The organism is Marinomonas sp. PE14-40, assembly GCF_051623805.1.
Lineage (GTDB): Bacteria > Pseudomonadota > Gammaproteobacteria > Pseudomonadales > Marinomonadaceae > Marinomonas.
Window position 1 is genome coordinate 4,252,037 of sequence record NZ_CP130700.1, and the last position, 18,963, is coordinate 4,270,999.

The following is an 18,963-nucleotide window of genomic DNA, read 5'->3' on the forward strand; positions in this document are numbered from 1 at the left end:
GCTCTATTGCGCTTATAGGAATTTCCTAAAAGTGATTATTACTGAATTAACAAAGCGGCTCTTCACTGCTAACAAAGAGGCTCTTCGCTGCTAACAAAGCGCCTCTTCATTCCAAGGGGTATCCACTTTTAGAATCGATGCTAAAGTCGGTGCTATCTGAGAGGCTGTCGCAAATTCCACCTCTTGTTGTGGCACATTTGGACCAACAAACAGACAAAAACGATAGTCTTCACGAGAACCAGGTCGCATGCCGTGATTAGATTGATATTTAGATTTTCCGCTAATCTGCCCTGTGTCTTTTAAGTCCCTTTCAAAGCTAGTTAGCGCCCCTTCTTTAGAGGTGAAAACTAAAAGCTCATCTTGCTGATGTTCAGGAATAAAGACCTTATTCCAGGTTTCTAAACCCGCTTCTAGCAATATCTTGGTGACTTGCTCCGCTTCCGTTTGGGATCTAGGGGCGATAAGCAGCATGCCGCCTTCACTAGACCAACGTACGCCTTCAGGCAGAATCTGGTCACAATAAATTGCCTCTGTCATCGCCGTATGGCCATGGTCACTCATGATGGCAAAGTTATACTCATCTAACTTGCCTGCTTGTCTTAGCCTTTCTAATAAGGTGCCGACTTGCGCATCGGCTGTGCGAAGCGAATGTTCCATCATAGGATCACCTGCTCCGTACTTATGCAGAAAGTAATCGGTCGCCGCAATTTCTAATAAGATAAGGTCTGGCGCATCATCCGAGCATGCAAGGCCAGCGCCTATGTCTAATAATTGCTGATCAGCCAACATGCCAAAAGTCATCGTCTCAGTCGTATTATAGTCTTGATACTTTGCGCCATTAGGGTTGATCACCCTAGCATCAACTCGGGCTTGATCAAGTTCAGCTAATCGCGCTTGAGTACGTTTACTTAATGCATCCTTTAAAGCTTGATTAGCTTGTGCTTTTTGCTGCTCTTCTATGGATGAGGAGTCGTCAGTTCTCGCGCGATTTGTCGTCTCATCAGACCACCAAGGGTCAAGGTAAAGGTCACAATCTTGGGTATTCACCATGCCATAACCTAGGCCTGCTACCTTCTTGTTAGCTTGCTTGGCATAGCCTGCCACTGTGGTGGTTAATACATCTTCAGGAATCGCCCAACGAAACTCAGTACCATCCCAAACCTTATTACCATACACCCCATGTTCGGCGGCGGTTTGTCCTGCAATCATAGAGGTACGGCCGGGAAAAGAAGTACCGCAGACTTCAGGTGTTAAGGCTTTCACATAGGTGCCTTGGCTCGCCAACGCATGCAAGTTGGGTAACCAAGCTTTTGCTTGTACAAATAGGTCGGCACTGATGCCATCTATCATAATGAGGATAAGCTTACTCATAGACAGAGCTCCTTATACTGACTTAAGCAGCAGGCTGAGTTAACAGCTTCTGCATCATAGGAATGTAATGATTCAGGTCTGGTACAGTAAGAGAATCCTGTTTGCCAGCATCATCCCAGTAACGTACTTTTACCGCATCTTGATGATAAGGTTCGGCTTCAAATTGCGCCACTTCATCCGTATTCATTGGGCCGCCTTGTACCGCTAGCGACTCTTTCGATGCCTCAGAAAGCACCTCGTAATACTCAGGTTTTACCGCACATAAGTAGCGTTTGCTCGCCACATGTAGACGAATCGCATCGAGTACTCTTTGTGGGAAGTGCCCAGCAAGAAAGTCCGCTGCACTGTCTTCGTGTTCGTTATCTATGCCTTTTTGTAGGCAATCTTCGGCATATTCGCTGGTGTAGTGGCCAATATCATGTAATAGGGCCGCTATGATAAGTTCGTCGTCTGCACCGGCTTGCATAGCAAAAAAGGCAGATTGCAGCATGTGCTCAGCCATGGTGACAGGTTCACCCATGTACCAGTCAGCACCATGGTCGCTAAAGAGCGCTTCTATCTTGGCTAGAATGGAGTTTTCGCTTGTCATTTTTACGTCTCCTTATCTGATTAGTTTGATGTCTTCTTAGCTGATGGGTTTGATGTGACTCGAGCGTCAGTTTCTGTCTTACGAGATAACACAGATTGCAAACTGTATAAGCTATCGACATCTGCATACGCCCCTTGTAACCAACGGCTGCCAGAGGTTGAAAAAGCCTTTCTCGCGTGGAATACACGGGTGTTATCAAACATCACAAGTTGGCCTTGCGTGAGTTTAAAATCAATCATGATGCTGGTGCGATTGAGTATCTCAGCATAGTGCTGATAGGCTTTATAGAAGGCTTTCATCTTTTGCTTATCGATATTGATAGGCGCAATAGAACGGTTGTTAAAACGAACTTTGACCACCTGACCCTTATCATTTACTTCAATTAAAGGCACACGGGACTGAAGGTCAGTGTCTTTATCTTGAAAGCGAAAATTGATCCAAGTTTGGCTTAAAAGGTCAAAATCAGCTTGGCTTTCTTCTCTTAGAATACTGGCTGCTTTAAAGCCATCCCCAAGAATCGACTCGCCACCTTCTACCGTGTTTTCTAAACAATGCAGTAATTGCACTGTTGGTACTGGGTCGCGATAAGGGTTATCCGCATGCAGACCTAAGCCTAAATTTGTAAAAGCGAGGTTGTTTGGCTCAACTTGGGTTTTCACCTCAAACAACTTGCCATAGTTAGTGTCTCTGACATAACCAAAGGTATCGATCACATCAAGAATCTGGCCTTCTTTACAAGGGACATTCTCTAAAATGGCAAAACCATAAAGAGCAAAGTGATCGAATAAAGCGCGGCTAGTATCCTTGTTGCTTAGGTAAGCGTCATAGTCGAACACAGACTTTTCTGTGCTAAAGCTTGAGTCCCATAACACCTTATTTTGTTCTGAGTAAATATCATTGGCGAGGTGTTTGTCATACGCATTTTGCTCAAGCCAGTCCAAGCTAAATACACTGCGATGAAGTGGCGAGAAGATAATCTCAACATGCTGATTATCCAATGGCGTGATTGACTCTATACTCACATCTAAAGGAAAGTCAGTCACATTCATAAGGCGCTGGCCACTGTGGGCATCGCGACTCTCGGGCATTTGGCAATGGTCTCTTAACCAGACCGCGAGAAACTCGCTGTTATGACCATCATTCCATTCAATATTTAACTGAGTGCTATCGTGCGCTATTGAGAGCTTATGGCCATTTGCCATTGCAATACTCATGTTTCACTACCTCATTATATTTGCCTTACCACAAGTTAAGCATGCTTGTGATTTGTATGAACATGATGACAAACTAACAGGGATAAAAACATTGAGAATTTCCAAAGTGCTAGTATAGAATTTCTAAAGTCTTTGAGTTTTAATTATGTTAAAAAGTGATCCGACACCATAAATATTGCATTTTGATGACGTTTTTATTGCCAATAGAGAATTTTATCTTATCTATGCTATAGAATTGCTAAAATCGAGACAGGATAAGAAAAGGAAGTAACCTCATGCCTCAAGCTCAAAGTTTACCGCCATTAAACGCCCTTCGCGCATTTGAAGCCGCAGCGCGATTACAGAACCTAGCCAAGGCCGCAGCCGAGCTACATGTCACCCAAGGGGCAGTGAGTCAGCAAATTAAATTGTTAGAACAATACCTTGATACCCAGCTTTTTTATCGCAGAGCAAAAGGGCTAGAACTAACTGACAGCGCCAAAGCTTATTTACCTGTTTTAACCCAAGCTTTTACCAATATGCAGGCAACCACCAACGAGCTGTTTGTGTCCGACTATCGCCCCACTATTAAAGTGGCCTGTGGTACCACTTTTGCCCAATGTTGGTTAATGCCAAGATTACCCAAGTTTTTTGCTAAGCATCCAGAGTATCGAGTGAGACTGCTAAGCTCGGCTTGGCCAACAGGTCAGGGTGTTAATGATGCCGATGTGGAAATTTGCCATGGGGAAGGGGGCTTTTCTGGTTATCGAGTACAACGCATTATTAAAGAAGACTGGATGGTGATCGCCAGCCCCAGCTTTATCGAAACGCACCTACCAGAGGGTGAAAACCAGTTTAATGACCTAGACCAGATGAAAAGCCTCCCTCTTATTAGCACATTGGGCTTTAAGCTAGGTTGGCGTAACTGGTTTAGTGAGCTGGGTGAAGAGGGCTTTCAGCCAGAGCCCTTGTTTGAAAGTAACCACACCTCTACCGCATTAGAAATGGCACAAGCAGGCGTTGGCTTATTACTGGGTTTGTCTTTTTGTTTTCGCATGGCGTTAGATGAAGGTAAGGTGGTTAAGGTGCACGATCACATAATGCCAGCAGAAGGTGGCCAGTACCTGATTCTATCAAATGCCACTATCACACCTAAAGTGGATGCTTTTTGTCGTTGGATGTTAGCAGAGCTAGCGGATCATCCGGATAGAGACAATTTAGAGTGGGGATAGAGATATGATCTGCTTAGAAATAAAGACAGGGAATAAACTAGGTGTGAATATAAATAGTGAATACTCACACCTTATCTAGATATTGCTGTTGATTAAACTAACTCGCCTCTGGCTGGGTAGTCTTTTTGAATCGCAAAGTCTATCGCACCTAGTATTTCTTTAAAGTGCGGGCGCGCAAATGGCATAGTACTGATATTGCTCCAATAAAGGGTATTATCAGGGCGAACAATAAAGATACCAGGTTCTGTAAACTCTTCTGGCTCTTCGATGCCTATGCTGGTTAAACCACGACCTTTCGATCTGTGTAAACCTAAGGCTTGAGATTGCTCAACGCTTAATCCATAACCTAGGTTTAGTCTTGGTAGCTTCCATTCATCAAAAGCGGTTTGCGCTCTTTCATGGGTATCACTACTAATTGTAAAAATATTAACGCCTCTGGCACTAAAATCTTCAGCTAAGCGATTAAGCTCAGTCAAATAGCTCTTACAAATAGGGCAATGTAGACCACGGTAAACCACTAACATGGTGAATTGAGCGGGTTCTTGTTCTGCCAAAGACCAATTATCTTGCAAGGAATGGAACTGCAAAGCAGGCATGGCTTGGCGAGGTTTTAAAACTGTCATAATAAGCTCCTAACTTTTTCAAGGTTGAGTTCAAGAGCAGTAAGACACCCATTCCATTTGGTGATTTTAACTTGATTACCTATTTTCATTCTCATGACTCACTGGCCCAACTAGTGTGGCACCAAAGACTGATTTGTCTATTAAATGATCAGTTTTGATGTCTTAGTAGTAATCATAGGGGATCTTGTGTATTTTATTTGTATCAATTTAAATTAAATTTGTAGCAGATAGTACAAAATGGATAGATTAACCACTTTATTGACTCACTTTCGACCGCAAGTGAAATCCGTGTCCTTTTTGCAACAGCATGAAGACATGCCTCACGAGCAAAATACCAAACAAGAATTCGACTTAAGTATCGAAAATGCGTCAGAAGAAACACACCAAGCCTCACAAAAAAGAGTACACCTCTCTCCCGAGTCCTCCTATTTACTGTGTGTCTGTCAGGGGAAGCTCAGTTTTTTAGAGCAAGAGTTTATGTTAGGAGAGAACGCAGGTGAGTTTACCCAAGGCAGTATTCTCTGGTTAGCCGCAGGCACAGAACTCAAGCTACAAACCTTAGAACAAGAGCAAGACGCTGCCATACTGGTATGTGAGTATGACTTTGGTCTCTCTAGTCTCAACCCTTTATTGGATACTCAATCCAAGCTGGTGGGCATTAATCAAGAAGATAATATCGCCCTAGCAATTCAACCTATTCTCGATGTGCTGCAACAAGAGCTAGCGAGGCTCTCATGTGGCTTTCAAGTGGTTAGTGAGCGTCTCGCCGAAGCCTTGCTGGTGCAATTCTTACGCTTACTGATGCAGCAAAAGCGCCTACCATTTGGTTTATTAGCGGCTTTATCTGACGACAAACTGGCAAGAGCCATAGTAGTGATACACGATCAGCCCGAACAAGCTTGGACAGTGGAAAAACTCGCCCAGCAAGCCGGCATGTCCCGCACCGCCTTTAATAATGCCTTTCGTGACAAGCTAGGTTACACCCCACTTGAATATGTCACCCTTTGGCGCATGAGATTAGCCAACCAAAAACTCAGACAAGGCCAACATAACCTTGCCGCCCTGAGTTTAGAGTTAGGTTATCAAAGTGAAACCGCTTTTCGTCGTGCCTTTAAAAAGAACCTAGGCTTCGCTCCAGGGCAAGTACGCAAACTGCAAAAAGAGGAAAGGCTGCAACTGCCTTCAGCCTCATAAAAGCCAGCTTTTCTAGCTAGCAGCAGATTTCGTGAAAACTGAATGAAAACAATTGAATAGGGCTTTTTTAGCCGAGATTGAACAATAAATAAGCAAGACTTGGCTTAACTGATAAAAAGCTGAAATAAATAAAGAGAAAAGCCTAAACAAAGCTTGGCAGAAACTCATAAGCTAGATATAATGGCGGCCGTTTTAGGGCCTATAGCTCAGTTGGTTAGAGCATCCGACTCATAATCGGCAGGTCCCGTGTTCGAGTCACGGTAGGCCCACCATATTAAAAACCACCTTTGAGAAATCAAAGGTGGTTTTTTTATGTCTAGGTTATTGTTAATACTCTTGAATTCTTGCTAGAAGTGCAGCACTTTTTGTTTCAAGCAGCCACTGTCTGTTCTGTTTCTACTTTCTCATCTAATAAAATTTATAGTTTCTTTTAATCATTCTTAAATATGTTACCACTAGAAAAGTCTATTCGATTCCAAGCTTTTTAAAATAATCGTCTGACATTTCGCATGTATTTAATACTTTTTGAATCGCCATTGATGAACCTTTTAATGAGATTCTCATTGAGTAAGTAGTGCCTCTAAAATCTTTTGTTTTTAGGTATAAACTTTGTCCGCTCATCATTTTTTTAGCTAACCTAAATTGATCTAAATTATCAGCGAATATCGCTGTACCATCTGTTGATACAGACCACCTTCTGTTCATCTGAGCTTTATTCTTGTCAATTCTATAACTCACTGTAATTGGTGATTTTGATGCTAGAAAGTGATCAAACTCGAAAATCACATCTAATTTTCCAAGACTGTTACAACGAACAGAGCTTAAAGTTTCCCCATTACTAGTTAAAACATAAGCACTTGTGCTTTTTCTGTCATTGAAAGGATCGATCTTACTTGATACTTGCCAACTTTGGCTTGCTGCGTATACCAAACAAGGAAAGGAAAATAATTGCTAACGTATTAAATACAGGTCTCATTGAAAATATTTTCCTCTAAGTTTCGATAGCTTAACTGATACTTATCTAAATTATGTAAATTGGAGGAATTAAATTTCTTTAATTATATCAATCGAGTAGTTGCTCTACTATTTCTCTAGCCTTTTTCGGGCCTATCTTATTTAGCTTCTGAAAGTCTTTTTCTGTCCCTTCTTTTAGTTCGCTTAATGATGAGAATCCCATTTCTAAAAGCTGAATTAGCATTTCTGGTGTTATGTGTTTTAGATCAATTACAAACTCTTTAAACAAAAAATGTAAGCAATGCGGCACTGATACCCAAATCTCAGGAGTAGCGGCTACTATCTCTATAGATCTAGAGTGTAACTCTTTTAAATCAGTTGTATCTTTAAAAGGTTTTTCCATAACTTGTCTAAATTTAATTAGAGATTGTAATACCCAATTCTCATTTTTACATGATGGTACTGGCCCAAACTTTGTGGCACGTGTTGACTTAATATCAAGCGAATACAGCTCTTTTACTTTTGGCATCCAACATCCATACTTTGATGGAATATTTAACAATTCCGCTTCTTCAGCTGTTTTTACACATTGGTCAAACTCCAAATATTTGAGTGGTGTTGTATAGTCAAGATTTGCACTGAATTTAACGCCATCGCAAATATCTGAATTAACTTTAGCGACCTTAATTGATTGCTCTATTATACTTTTGTTAGGTTCGTATAACTCATTCAATATTTTTTCTATTTTTAGTTCTTCAACTTCTTCTTCAATCGCAGCAATGTTTTTTTCTAGTTCATCCAGCTGAGTTATTTTGAAGAATGAGTAATTAGAGGTGAGTTCTTTCAAACTACTAAGGTTATTTTTTACAACTCTAATCCGAGATATTTTAGTATCAAGGTTTTTTGATTCATTAGATATTATTAGTGACTCATTGATGATTTCAACAAGCCTGTTTCCACTATCTATTATTCGTTGGGTATCATTATCAATGTGTTGAGCTTCTGTTTTATTTTTCTTAAACAATCTTTTTATGATGTTAAACATTAATGCAGTCCCTTACTGAAATGAGCGGAAAGTATATGCTGCTTGCTTAAGCGAAAAAAGAGACTTATATAAATTTCTAACACAGGTTGATTGAAGGCGAGTCGATGTTAGCCGTAAATTGTTTTAGATGATTCAAGCTATAAGTCAGGAAAAATATGCTCACTTGGATTCTGATGTTGGAGGGGGCTGATTAATATTATTTCTTTTGATTTGTAATATACGATGTCGTTAGCGATAAACCACCAATAGAGCGGTAAATATACGGCTCTATTGGACTTTTGAGATTAACTAAATCACTCGCTTTTTAAGTTTTTCTAGCGCTAAATTTTTAGTTCTACTTCCACCGATACGAGTTAACGCTACTTTTCTTGCTTGAGTAACACGCTATCGACGTACATGGCTTTGCACATGGCAATCATCATTAAGCCTAGGATCATAGCGAAGGGCAATGCGCCTATTATCATGGCATTTCTTAGTGCTTCCATAGGGTTGTTATCGCCTGCGGCTAAAAGCAGAGTACCAATGACGGCAGTGAGGATGGCTCCCCAAACAATTCGATGCTTAATACCTGCATCTTGATCGCCACCTGACATGATTGTATTCATAACAAGAATACCCGAATCAGCCGAAGTGATTAGGAATGTGAGAACCAAAATGACACACATAATATTAACCAGTGCTAAAAACTCACCTTCTAATAAGTAGCCTAACGTTATAAATAATTTATTTGTATTTGAAGCGTCAATAATTGATCCGTCTGCAACGCCACTTAATTCAAGGTCAATCGCTGTCGCACCTAATATTGTCATCCAAGCAAAGCAAACCAAAGAGGGTGCGATGACACAGCCTAAAATGAATTCACGAATCGTCCTACCTTTTGAAATTCGAGCAAGGAATAAGCCGACAAAAGGCGCATATGCCACCATCCAAGCCCAATAAAAGGTTGTCCAGCCTGCTTGCCATGCAAATTGACGGCCTTCATTTCCTGCTATATAGGCTTGTTTAAGAGTACTTTCATCAAGTGCTGCTGCATTATCGGATAAGCTTGATAAGAAGCTTTGATAACTTCCCCAAGCATTCGTTGAGTTAGCGAATAGTTCGCTTGAAAATGCTTTTGCAGATTCAGGGATGAGATCTAAATATTGAGATTCATTCATTGGTAAATAGGCATTAAATGATAGAGAAATATAATGCAAAATATAATCAACAAACGCAGTGCCATAGGTGGTCATCGCAAAGAAAAATGAACCAAAGAAAACGAATATTAATAACAAGAATATAGATAAAATTAAATTAAGGTTAGAAAGGTATTTAACCCCTCTTCCGACACCTGATACAGCAGAAACAATTGATAAAATCATGATTAATGCTAAGCCAGCGATTAACCCTGCATTACTGGGTGTTGGTACATCGCCACTAATATTCATAATCCATTCAATGCCAGTAATAGTATAAATACCATCAATTAACTGGCTAACACCAAAACCAATTGTTGTTGATACAGCCAGAATAGTGGCAACAACACCTAATATATCAACGATATGTCCCAATACGCCATTTGCATATTTACCGATTAAAGGCGCTAAAGTAGATCTTAATGTTAGAGGCATTCCTCGGGTATATGAACAATAGGCTAATGCTAAACCTACAATGACAAACACTCCCCAAGTATGAAACCCATAATGCGCAAAGGTATAGCGGTAAGTAGGTAAGAGAGCCTCAACCGTATTTGCCTCAACATCTTGGGCTAATATTGCGGGGTTAGATGCCCAAAGGCCTAGGGGTTCAGCGGTCGAAAAAACCATCAAGCCAACACCTAAACCGGCCCCAAACATCATTGAAAACCATGAGAAGGTTGAGAATTCTGGTTTATCACCAGGCAAGCCCATTACGCGTTTTCCTATCGAAGGAACAACCGCAATAAAAATGAGAAAGCATGAAAAAAGGCCAAATAAGATGATATAGAAAGCATTAAAGTTTTCGAGAAGGGCCCACTTTATACTTCCAAGTAAATTATTTGTTGATTCAGGCCATAGGAGAGCCCAAAGCGCTAGGGCAATAATAATACTCTTACTTCCTAGAGCGATTGGAACACTATAGTTTTGATAAAACCCCGTGTCAGATTTTTTTATAACAACATCAGTAAACTCTGGTTTTATCATATATTTCTCTCATTATTTTATTTATTAGAATTAAAAAACTAAACAGACAAGAGTAATTATACAAAGACGTAAAAGTTATTAAATTTCGCGAATTTAAAGTAAATTGAAACTAGTTTAAGCGAGTTTATGCTCTTAAAGCGAAGGTTAGAATGTATATGTTTTGATTAGATCTAAATACTTCTATAAATACATTAATAAAAAATATTGATTGATAAGTTTATCTTAATAACAGGTTTAAAAACTGTATTTTATAAGGTTTAACTTAGGCTTTTCATTCGCTTAATACAGATATTATTGTGGTTTATTCTTTCAGAGTTGTCGAATCTGACCGTCTAGATTGAGACACCTAATTTGGTGCTGGTCTTGGCTTTACCATCAATGTTTTAAAATAAATATAAGCCGTACCAGCGAGGCAGATACACGCCATGGCGATCATCAATAATATGAGATAGTTAACGCTAGGTTCATACTCAGAAGAGATGGCCGAGCCTATGACGATATAAGATGAGGTTAAGGTGCCGTAGATGGCGGCAGAGTAGCCTGTTTTCGACTTATCTACCTTCATGAAGGCATAGACTAGGGCGTAACAGTGGACGACACTCAGAGCAAAAATAAAGGCCGAATAGCTGAGAGAAAAGAGAATAATAAAATCCATCCCTTGAGCTAAGGTGCTCAGGTAGCTAATCAGTGCCGCTAGAACAGACAATGAGCTCCATTTAAATAGCCCTTGCATCACATTCGTTTCTCGCAAATACCTTAGGTAGTAAAGCCTTGCGAACACAGACACCAATATTAATAAAAAGCAGATGATACCAAAGTTTAACGAGCTGACTTGCGCCTCTTCTATGAAGATGAAAGAGGCGATCTGATAAAAAATCACCATGGCAACCACGGCGCTAATGCTGATAAACGAGCTGATGGTAAATACTGAGTTTGTCAGCATGGCTTTGTAGTTTGTGTATGAGGATTTTGCAAAGTAGGCAAAGCTTATTTTCGTTACTGCTTCATCGGTTTGTTTAGCCGTTTTGGGGAATAAAAAATAGGTCGAAACAAAGAGGATAAAACCAATAAAGGCCATGCTGCTAAACACTTGATGCCATTGGCCAAACTGGATAATAAGGCCGCCAACTATGGGAGAAAGAGCAGACATGAGAGTAAAGCCTAGTGAAGAGAGTGGCATGATGGTTTTGAGTCTGTCTTCTGAGACCAACTCCCTCGCTGTTGCAAAGCCAATAACATACATAGAGGCGCAGCAAGCCCCTTGAATAAAGCGATATAAATATAAGGTTTCTATCGTATTTGTGCTGACTATGGCGAGGCTTGTCAGGCTGAAAACGGCACTTGTGGCTAATAAAATTTTACGCTTATCATAATGAGAAATGAGTGCCCCAAAGAAGAGTTGGCAGCTCCAAAAACCAATGGCAAACAGGGTGATGGTTAACTGAACTTGGTAAAATGGTGCCTGAAAAAGGCTTTTAAGTTGCGGCAACGAAGGGGCGTATAAATCAAGCGCAAAAAAGTACATGGACACTGTAATGACAAGAAAATAGATAGATTTCTTTTCTAGCAAAGAGAAGGGCTTGTTGTTTTCCATTCAAATAAAATCCAATACCTAGGTGTGTTTCTCTTCTGTCTTAATCGGCTTAAGTAATCGGTTCGAGTCATTGGCTTAAATGCTTGTTCTTTCTCTCATGAAGCCTTTGCTGATTCTATCCTACTCTATTCCTGTAAAAGAGTAATCCAGTGCTTCTGACGATTATCTTGAATATAGATGTGTGACGAACGAGTTGTGAGCAGGGATAACACAGAAGAAAGTATCTGGCTCCCAAAATATTTCTGGGTGAGCCTGAATCAAAATTATATTTTTGCTTTAACGTCATTAAGTTAGAACGATAAAAAGTGTACTATTATTCAATTAACTGATGTGTCTTTAAATATCAGTACCTAGTTACTAACGTCTTGTTACTAAATAGGTAAATTGAGCTAAATCCGACTATGGACCCAATGAGAGATGAATAAACAGAACTTTGCCGATAACCTTAGATTACTCTGCAATTATAAAAAATCTATCTCAGAAGTGTGCCGCGAGTTGGAGATTAACCGCCAACAATTCAATAAATACTTAAGTGCTAAAACCACGCCTTCTGGCAATAATTTACGCCGTATCTGTGACTACTTTGGGTTAGAAGAGCACGAGATTTATTTGCCCCATGAAGAGTTCGAAGAGATCATCAGGGTTAGGCCTGTGCATGAGTTGAATCTCGCTTCCATGAATCGCCCTGAGTTGCATATTATTGACCAGCTGATGACAAGTTCGACCATGGATTTGTCCAAGTACGAAGGCAGCTATCATATTTATTATTACTCCACCTCGTTTCCAACCCAGATCCTCAAGGGTTACGGCATGATATTCAAAGAAGATGGGCGTTATTTTATTAAGTGGATAGAGCGCCTTTCGCAAAAAGACAAATCTAGCCATAACGATTTTATTTATAAGATTAAAGGCATGGTGACAGGCTTAGGTAACCGTATTTTTATCAGTGGTTACGAAGAGTTACTGCAAAACGAAATGATACATGTGACCTTGTTTCCGACTTATAAGAATAAGGTGTCTCTGTTATCGGGTTTGATGTTAGGTGTATCAGGAACGGATGCTAGAGAACCTGTGAGCCAAAGGGTTATTCTGTCCTATTTAGGAAAAAACTGTAATCACAAGGACGCCTTAAAAGCATGCGGCATTTTTGAAGAGGATTCCGGTGAGATAGAAGAACAGATTCGCAAACATATAAGTAATGATCTCGACCCTGAAGAGAAGGTGTTTTACGCAAGGCCACTTTAGTTTCTCGTTCAATAGTTCTGACGTTCAATTTCAATCTAAAAAGCCCCTTATCAATGATTTGATAAAGGGCTTTTTATTTTGTTATTTCTCGCTTATTTATTTTCTGAGCTGCGCACTGGCAAAACGTCATAATCGGCTAAGGTATCACGACGATAAGGGATCTCTTTTCGCACCTTGCTGATCACCTCTCTGTCGACTTCAACAAGATGGAAAGCTTCCTCTTGCCCAAAGATGAGTGGTTGTACTTTATTATCCACCCAAGGCGGGCAAATGATAGATTGGCCAAAATGATCGCCACTTTGGTTGATGCTCATAAAATAAACCTGATTCTCTAGGGCGCGGCTCACCACAAATTGCTTCCAAGTATGGAAGGACAAGTCTTGGGCGAAGGCCACAGGATGCAAGATGACATCGACCGAGAACTCGCCACACAGACGTCTGATGAGTTCAGGAAAACGCATGTCATAACAAATGATAATGCCAGCACGCACGCCATCCACTTCAAATACAGATAAGTGGTTGCCACGCTTAAAGTATTTAAGCTCAGCCGCATCACCGTATTCGGCTGTGTGTATCTTGTCATAATGGGTGAGATACTCACCATTACGGCCTAAAGTCACTTGGCTAATATAGGCATCACCGTCTTCTTTACGAGGCATGCCATAACAAATAGCCACCTTATTTCTGCGACAAAAACTGGAGAACTTGTCATAGGTTTCACCATAGAGCTCTTCACTAAAGGTGTCTATGTTCTGAAAGTTTTCAGCCGAATATTCCATGGTGGAAAGCTCGGGCAAGACGACCAAATCCACGCTTTTATCTTTCAACTCTGTCTCTAATTTAGTGATAACAGTGTCGATGTGTTGTAGCTGTTTTTCTCGGCTATCTATCGCCGGAATATGAATCTGACAAGCTAATATACGCATACCAGAATGACTCCATTAGGTTTATTTAATAAAGCGTGTTTATTAAAAATTGCTTGATAAAAAGAATTTCAAATCTTAGTGACTAGCCTAAAAGCAGCTCAGGTAAAAAGAGTGATAATTCTGGAATAAAGGTGGTTAGCATAAGTGTGGGTAACCAGGCGAAAACGATAAAAATCAAGGTTGGTTTCATCATCTTATTAACCGGAACTTGTGTCACTCTGGCGCCTAAATAGAGCAAAGGAGCAGTAGGAGGCGTAATGTTTGCCATCCCTAGGTTAACGCCAAGCACGGCGGCAAAGTGAATGGGGTCCATGCCTACTCCGGTGACAATTGGCAGTAACAAAGGTGTTGAGAGTAGCAAACCACTGATGTCATCCATCAGCATGCCGATTAAGATCATCACCAGATTCACCATCAAAAGAATCACAATCGGGTTATCCGAGACAGAGTAAACCAACTCTTGGGCAATGCTCGGGATGTCTTCAAAGACTAAAAAGCGGCTAACAATTAGCACCATAAAGATCATCACCATGACCACGCCAACGGTGACACCTGCATTACGCATGGTGTCTAAGAAGGTGCGCCAAGTTAGGCCTTTATAAACATAAATACCGATCGGAATGGCATAGATAACCGCTACTCCTGCCGCTTCTACTGGGGTCATGATACCGCCGTAAATGCCGCCCAAAATGATGGCTGGCATCATAAGCGCAGGGAAGGCTTTAAAGGAGCGAGTTCGGAACATAAGGCCGAAATTATCGACTTTTTGCCCTAGGTTTAGTTGCAAGTCTTTCTGACGACGTAGGCAAATGTAGTTAACGATAATCAGCAGTGTGATCAGGATAATGCCTGGAATAACCGTTGATAAAAATGCTTTCAGTACCGATTGCTGCGCTGCCCAAGCATAGAGAATATGGGACGAGCTTGGTGGAATCAGTAAGCCTAGCGGGCTGGCACTGACAATAAGCGCTGCCGATAATCCTTTAGGGTAATTGGCCTTTCTTAAATGGGGCATCATGATGCCACCAATACAAGTCAGGGTCGCGTTGGCACTGCCTGAGATGGAACCAAAGATACCACTGGCAATCACTGCTGCAGCGGATAAACCACCTCTTAAGTGGCCAACAAACATCTCCGCCAGACTCACCAAGGGCGCGGCAATTCTGCCTTTCTCCATAACCGCACCCGCAATGATAAACAAAGGGATAGCCAATAGGACTAAGGAGTTCATTTTCCAGTGGCCAGTCGGGAGATAACCTGACACTTCGTGGCCACCCATGGAAGCCAAAAACATGAGTACACCGCCAAAGGCAATGGGCACACTCACACCAATTAGCAAAAGCATGCAAAGAATAAAAAGAGTACCTGCAATAATCATTTTAGAGCGTCCTGTAATGCTGGCTGTTGTTGTGTTTTAGGGCCATTGCTTAACAGCAGATAAAGGTGAAGCGCGGTATAGATAGCCATCATTAGAAAACCAAGGAAAATACCAATACGAGGCACCAGAAATGGGATTTTTAAAGCGATAGTCGATTGCCAGTTAGGGTAAGTATTAAACTCTTCCTGGCACATTAAGAAGCCCCAGTAAGCCACAACGACAACTATGCATAACTCTATGACCTCAACGAGGATAGAGCGCCACCAAATAAGCTTGGGGTCTTTAATTAGGGTGCCAAGAATATCGGCATTAATATGGGCTCTATCATGGCTGGCGACAGCACTTGCCATAAAAAACATCCAGAAGGCGATTGTCATCAACCATTCTTCATAAGCAAACAAGTCCGCCCCAAAGCCATATCTAAAAATCACCACAAAGAAAAAAGTGAGCGCCATGATGGTGCCTGACGCGATAATGATGCCGTTCATTAACTTCATCAATAAGTCCAGTGGTATCCGCAGCCCGGAGGGGAGTTGATTCGTATAATTTGCCATGAAATGAGCCTTACTTTAGTGAACAGATAACTTGAAAGCAGAGTATGGGTGGGAGGTTCCCATACTCTGAATAGGACTGATTAGTGAGAATCAGCCTTGATGCGATCAAGTGTGTCCTTACCGACAGTGGGTTCAATCTGAGGCCAGATTTCAGCTTTTACTTTCTCTTTCAGGGCAAGTTTTTGAGCATCAGTAGGCACAAGGACTTCATAACCTTTATCGACTAATTTAGCGCGATAGATTTCGTCATTCTTCTTATTCATATCGAACAATTGATCCGCCGCTTTGGTGAAGGCTTTAGACACAACAGTACGTTGCTCTATGGTCATCTTGTTCCAAGTTTTCTGCGAAATATAGTAAGAAGAGATATCGATAATGGCATCGTTAGCAATAAAGTATTTACCCACATCACTGACGGCGAAGATGGTGTAAGTTGCTTGGCTAGTACAGCAAATCGCACCATCGACTATGCCTGATTGCAATGCAGGGAAAATATCGCCCCAAGCCATAGTTGTTGAGCGATAACCCATCATTTCAACGAGGTTTTTCACTACGTTAGAAGACCAAACACGTATGTTCATGCCTTTCTCGCCAACACCTTCCCAGTTCTTTGGCTTTTTGTTTGCCACAATACCGGTGAAGCCTTCAGGAATGTTTTCCATTAGGTGAATGCCGAGCTTGTCTAAACGCTCGCGCATGATCTGGTTGTAGGCAGAATTTTTGTTACGTACCACGCTGTCCATTTCAGCCCAAGAACTAGCAAGATAAGGCAGTGAGTTGATCTCAAGTACAGGGTCTTTATGTGAGTAAATAAAGCCTGCCACCATATCAATGTTGCCACGGATACTGTCTTCAAACAGTTCTTCACCAGAACCTAATTGGTTCGCTGGGAAAACAGAAACTTTTAGACCAACATCCGCTGATTCAATGTCCTTCTCGATTTGCTTCATCATCTTGGTGCCTGGATGATCTAAAGGCAGTGTGCCTGCAAACTTTAATCTAAGGTCTGCTGCTGAGGCCGACATAGCAGTGGTAAGTGCGATTAAGGTAGCACCAGTGCAGAGTGTTCTTTGCACATTTTTGCTTAGGGTGTTGAGGTTAAACATCTAGATTCTCCAGGAATTGTTGTTATTAAGTTTGGCATAATCTGGCTACTTCACTTGATTTACCTAACTCTCTGATTAAAAAGAAAAGTTAGAAATTCGTGAGTACTAAAGAAGTAAAAATAAGATATCTAGCATTGATGCTAGATTAGAAAGTTCATCATTATTACAAGAGAGGTATAAGGCTTAACCTTGTTATCTTTTCTTGTAGTAAGCCTGCTGGCATTACCTTTAATCTTGAAGTGTTTCTATCTGTTTTATTTTCTACTTCAGTAGAGTTAGCTGTGGGTGATTCCCGGTAACTAACTCTGTTTCCACTATAGGCTTGGAGTGAGTTGGGGTTCAATTTCGCCCTCTATGGTTACCTGAAGCAAGTTTGAGCTTTTCGTGCGTCGATTGACTCACCTTCTTCTTTGCTGGAATGACAGAGTTAAAGAGCAAAAAGCTCTCATTTTTAACTTTCTAATTTAATGAAGGGAGAAAACAGAGGTTATTACGGTTTGTCCTCTTATCCTTTGGGTAAGATCGTTTGGCTTGTGTGAGTAATTTGACGTTGAATAAGCGTCAACTTGCGTCAGTTTTTGACTGATTGCGAAATTGTCGAGCCACCAAGCAGAGTCCTATAGTTTATCTAACAATTAAAAAAATAACGCTGTGGGTAATCTTGTATGTCAGGATTGAATGAAACATTAAGCAAGTTGACGCTTTCCTTTAGGTTAAAGGCCTTAAGTAGAGGCCTTGTTGCATCTTCGCCTTATTGTTCATCACCCCAGTGCTTATCATTGAACGGCTTCTCTATAAAAGGGCTGTCACTGGTGAAAGGCATGGTTTTTCACTTGTCCGTTTTTCAACTCAAGCTACCCATCTTAATGCGACCTGGCCATTGGAGCCGTCGCGGTAATACCGACTAGTTCATCTCGTTTTTTTATTAAGCCTAAATCCCATCCTACTTTTACCTTACTTTTTCCAAATAAGGTGAGAGGGGCTGCTTTGATCCAAAAATGAGAGATGACCATGAAATTTGAAACACTAATTTATAATAAAGCAGCGAATTATGTCGAGATTCGCTTTAACCGCCCACACAGACTAAATGCTGTGGTAGAGCTATTTTACCAAGAGTTAATTGCTGCCCTTGCCCATGCTGAAGCGGATGAAGAGGTTCGCGCAATTCTGCTAACCGGAGAGGGTCGTGCCTTTTGTGTTGGTGCAGATATGAAAGAGCATGGGGCAGGTGAGCGCAGCTTGTTTGATCGTCGCCAATATCTACAACTTGGTAATGATGTGTGTGAAACCATCTTTGAATTAGGTAAGCCAGTTGTGGCTGCGGTAAATGGCTACGCCTTAGGTGCTGGCGCTGAAATGGCCTGTGCTTGCGACTTTGTCATCATGGCGGAAGACGCCAAAATTGGTTTTCCTGAAATCAGCATAGGCACATGTGTCGGCGGTGGTGTGACTCAGTTTCTACCTCGTCTAGTGGGCTTGGCGAAAGCCCGCGAGCTGATCTTTCTAGGTAACAAGATTGATGGCAAAGAAGCGGCTCGTATTGGCTTGGTAACCAAGACTGTGGCGACAGATGAACTTGCAAGCAGCGCTCAAGACTTTATCTCTGAGTTAGCAAGCAAAGCGCCTGTTTCCATGAGGTCTGCGAAAAAGCTGCTGAATCAAGCCTCTTATAACAATCTAGATGCCCAGCTCATCCATGAATTAGATGCGGTTTTTGTGTGTACAACCACACAAGATTGGCAAGAAGGTGTGGATGCTTTTGCACAAAAACGCACACCTAAGTTTAAGGGGTGCTAA

General features: G+C 41.3%; 16 protein-coding genes and 1 tRNA gene. 5 read left to right on the forward strand and 12 right to left on the reverse strand.

Translation table 11 applies throughout. The features are described 5' to 3' along the window. Positions 1–90: 90 nt before the first annotated feature. From Q0A08_RS19565 to tmpA, 3 genes are read right to left on the reverse strand one after another with little or no spacing between them, the layout of a single operon-like run. The gene (locus Q0A08_RS19565) at positions 91–1,371 is read right to left on the reverse strand and encodes an alkaline phosphatase family protein (RefSeq protein ID WP_438463144.1); all 1,281 of its coding nucleotides are present in this window, start codon (positions 1,369–1,371) and stop codon (positions 91–93) included. A gap of 22 nt (positions 1,372–1,393) precedes the next feature. Continuing rightward, a complete protein-coding gene (locus Q0A08_RS19570) occupies positions 1,394–1,960 on the reverse strand; it encodes a phosphonate degradation HD-domain oxygenase (protein WP_438463145.1) in 567 nt (188 codons plus the stop codon). A 20-nt stretch (positions 1,961–1,980) separates the two neighbouring features. Next, positions 1,981–3,174, reverse strand: a complete 1,194-nt coding sequence (gene tmpA / locus Q0A08_RS19575) for a 2-trimethylaminoethylphosphonate dioxygenase (protein WP_438463146.1) — start codon at positions 3,172–3,174, stop codon at positions 1,981–1,983. A 275-nt stretch (positions 3,175–3,449) separates the two neighbouring features. Between tmpA and Q0A08_RS19580 the strand changes: the two genes are divergently transcribed. After that, entirely contained in the window at positions 3,450–4,385 is a 936-nt protein-coding gene (locus Q0A08_RS19580; RefSeq protein WP_438463147.1) for a LysR substrate-binding domain-containing protein, read from the forward strand. A gap of 92 nt (positions 4,386–4,477) precedes the next feature. Here Q0A08_RS19580 and Q0A08_RS19585 read toward each other — a convergent pair whose 3' ends face one another. After that, positions 4,478–5,008 carry a peroxiredoxin-like family protein gene (locus Q0A08_RS19585; RefSeq protein WP_046018207.1) on the reverse strand — a complete coding sequence of 177 codons (531 nt, stop codon included), beginning with the start codon at positions 5,006–5,008 and terminating at the stop codon, positions 4,478–4,480. A gap of 237 nt (positions 5,009–5,245) precedes the next feature. On the opposite strand from Q0A08_RS19585, the gene Q0A08_RS19590 reads away from it, so the two are divergent. Next, the gene (locus Q0A08_RS19590; protein WP_438463148.1) at positions 5,246–6,202 is read left to right on the forward strand and encodes a helix-turn-helix domain-containing protein; all 957 of its coding nucleotides are present in this window, start codon (positions 5,246–5,248) and stop codon (positions 6,200–6,202) included. Positions 6,203–6,397: 195 nt separating this feature from the next. Then, positions 6,398–6,474: transfer RNA gene (locus Q0A08_RS19595), tRNA-Ile, on the forward strand. A 193-nt stretch (positions 6,475–6,667) separates the two neighbouring features. On the opposite strand, the gene Q0A08_RS19600 is transcribed toward Q0A08_RS19595, so the two are convergent. The 4 genes from Q0A08_RS19600 to Q0A08_RS19615 form a co-directional block, all read right to left on the reverse strand. Further along, positions 6,668–6,988 carry a hypothetical protein gene (locus Q0A08_RS19600; protein WP_438463149.1) on the reverse strand — a complete coding sequence of 107 codons (321 nt, stop codon included), beginning with the start codon at positions 6,986–6,988 and terminating at the stop codon, positions 6,668–6,670. Between the two features lie 277 nt (positions 6,989–7,265). Continuing rightward, complete coding sequence (locus tag Q0A08_RS19605) at positions 7,266–8,201, reverse strand: helix-hairpin-helix domain-containing protein (RefSeq protein ID WP_438463150.1); 936 nt, start codon at positions 8,199–8,201, stop codon at positions 7,266–7,268. Positions 8,202–8,560: 359 nt separating this feature from the next. After that, positions 8,561–10,363 carry a BCCT family transporter gene (locus tag Q0A08_RS19610; RefSeq protein ID WP_438463151.1) on the reverse strand — a complete coding sequence of 601 codons (1,803 nt, stop codon included), beginning with the start codon at positions 10,361–10,363 and terminating at the stop codon, positions 8,561–8,563. Positions 10,364–10,709: 346 nt separating this feature from the next. Next, positions 10,710–11,957, reverse strand: coding sequence for an MFS transporter (locus Q0A08_RS19615; protein ID WP_438463152.1), 1,248 nt, complete (start codon positions 11,955–11,957; stop codon positions 10,710–10,712). A gap of 417 nt (positions 11,958–12,374) precedes the next feature. On the opposite strand from Q0A08_RS19615, the gene Q0A08_RS19620 reads away from it, so the two are divergent. Next, positions 12,375–13,202, forward strand: a complete 828-nt coding sequence (locus tag Q0A08_RS19620; RefSeq protein WP_438463153.1) for a helix-turn-helix domain-containing protein — start codon at positions 12,375–12,377, stop codon at positions 13,200–13,202. A 92-nt stretch (positions 13,203–13,294) separates the two neighbouring features. Here Q0A08_RS19620 and Q0A08_RS19625 read toward each other — a convergent pair whose 3' ends face one another. The 4 genes from Q0A08_RS19625 to dctP all read right to left on the reverse strand — a co-directional run bounded on the left by Q0A08_RS19625 (position 13,295) and on the right by dctP (position 17,166). Further along, positions 13,295–14,128, reverse strand: a complete 834-nt coding sequence (locus Q0A08_RS19625) for a carbon-nitrogen hydrolase family protein (RefSeq protein ID WP_046018222.1) — start codon at positions 14,126–14,128, stop codon at positions 13,295–13,297. Positions 14,129–14,210: 82 nt separating this feature from the next. After that, complete coding sequence (locus tag Q0A08_RS19630; protein ID WP_046018223.1) at positions 14,211–15,506, reverse strand: TRAP transporter large permease; 1,296 nt, start codon at positions 15,504–15,506, stop codon at positions 14,211–14,213. Next, positions 15,503–16,003 (reverse strand): TRAP transporter small permease, encoded by a 501-nt coding sequence (locus tag Q0A08_RS19635; RefSeq protein ID WP_438463154.1) that lies wholly within the window; start codon positions 16,001–16,003, stop codon positions 15,503–15,505. Before Q0A08_RS19635 ends, Q0A08_RS19630 begins: the two co-directional genes overlap by 4 nt. Before the next feature lie 137 nt (positions 16,004–16,140). Continuing rightward, on the reverse strand, positions 16,141–17,166 hold the full coding sequence (gene dctP / locus Q0A08_RS19640) for a TRAP transporter substrate-binding protein DctP (RefSeq protein ID WP_046018225.1): 1,026 nt from the start codon (positions 17,164–17,166) through the stop codon (positions 16,141–16,143). A 1,011-nt stretch (positions 17,167–18,177) separates the two neighbouring features. Here dctP and Q0A08_RS19645 point away from each other — a divergent pair. Then, a complete protein-coding gene (locus Q0A08_RS19645; protein WP_438463155.1) occupies positions 18,178–18,963 on the forward strand; it encodes an enoyl-CoA hydratase/isomerase family protein in 786 nt (261 codons plus the stop codon).

Excerpts from the sequence above, each read along its gene's own strand:
- Q0A08_RS19565 (WP_438463144.1), bottom strand. The coding sequence starts at position 1,371 with ATGAGTAAGCTTATCCTCATTATGATAGATGGCATCAGTGCCGACCTA.
- Q0A08_RS19570 (WP_438463145.1), bottom strand. The coding sequence starts at position 1,960 with ATGACAAGCGAAAACTCCATTCTAGCCAAGATAGAAGCGCTCTTTAGC.
- tmpA (WP_438463146.1), bottom strand. The coding sequence starts at position 3,174 with ATGAGTATTGCAATGGCAAATGGCCATAAGCTCTCAATAGCGCACGAT.
- Q0A08_RS19580 (WP_438463147.1), top strand. The coding sequence starts at position 3,450 with ATGCCTCAAGCTCAAAGTTTACCGCCATTAAACGCCCTTCGCGCATTT.
- Q0A08_RS19585 (WP_046018207.1), bottom strand. The coding sequence starts at position 5,008 with ATGACAGTTTTAAAACCTCGCCAAGCCATGCCTGCTTTGCAGTTCCAT.
- Q0A08_RS19590 (WP_438463148.1), top strand. The coding sequence starts at position 5,246 with ATGGATAGATTAACCACTTTATTGACTCACTTTCGACCGCAAGTGAAA.
- Q0A08_RS19605 (WP_438463150.1), bottom strand. The coding sequence starts at position 8,201 with ATGTTTAACATCATAAAAAGATTGTTTAAGAAAAATAAAACAGAAGCT.
- Q0A08_RS19610 (WP_438463151.1), bottom strand. The coding sequence starts at position 10,363 with ATGATAAAACCAGAGTTTACTGATGTTGTTATAAAAAAATCTGACACG.
- Q0A08_RS19615 (WP_438463152.1), bottom strand. The coding sequence starts at position 11,957 with ATGGAAAACAACAAGCCCTTCTCTTTGCTAGAAAAGAAATCTATCTAT.
- Q0A08_RS19620 (WP_438463153.1), top strand. The coding sequence starts at position 12,375 with ATGAATAAACAGAACTTTGCCGATAACCTTAGATTACTCTGCAATTAT.
- Q0A08_RS19625 (WP_046018222.1), bottom strand. The coding sequence starts at position 14,128 with ATGCGTATATTAGCTTGTCAGATTCATATTCCGGCGATAGATAGCCGA.
- Q0A08_RS19630 (WP_046018223.1), bottom strand. The coding sequence starts at position 15,506 with ATGATTATTGCAGGTACTCTTTTTATTCTTTGCATGCTTTTGCTAATT.
- Q0A08_RS19635 (WP_438463154.1), bottom strand. The coding sequence starts at position 16,003 with ATGAAGTTAATGAACGGCATCATTATCGCGTCAGGCACCATCATGGCG.
- dctP (WP_046018225.1), bottom strand. The coding sequence starts at position 17,166 with ATGTTTAACCTCAACACCCTAAGCAAAAATGTGCAAAGAACACTCTGC.
- Q0A08_RS19645 (WP_438463155.1), top strand. The coding sequence starts at position 18,178 with ATGAAATTTGAAACACTAATTTATAATAAAGCAGCGAATTATGTCGAG.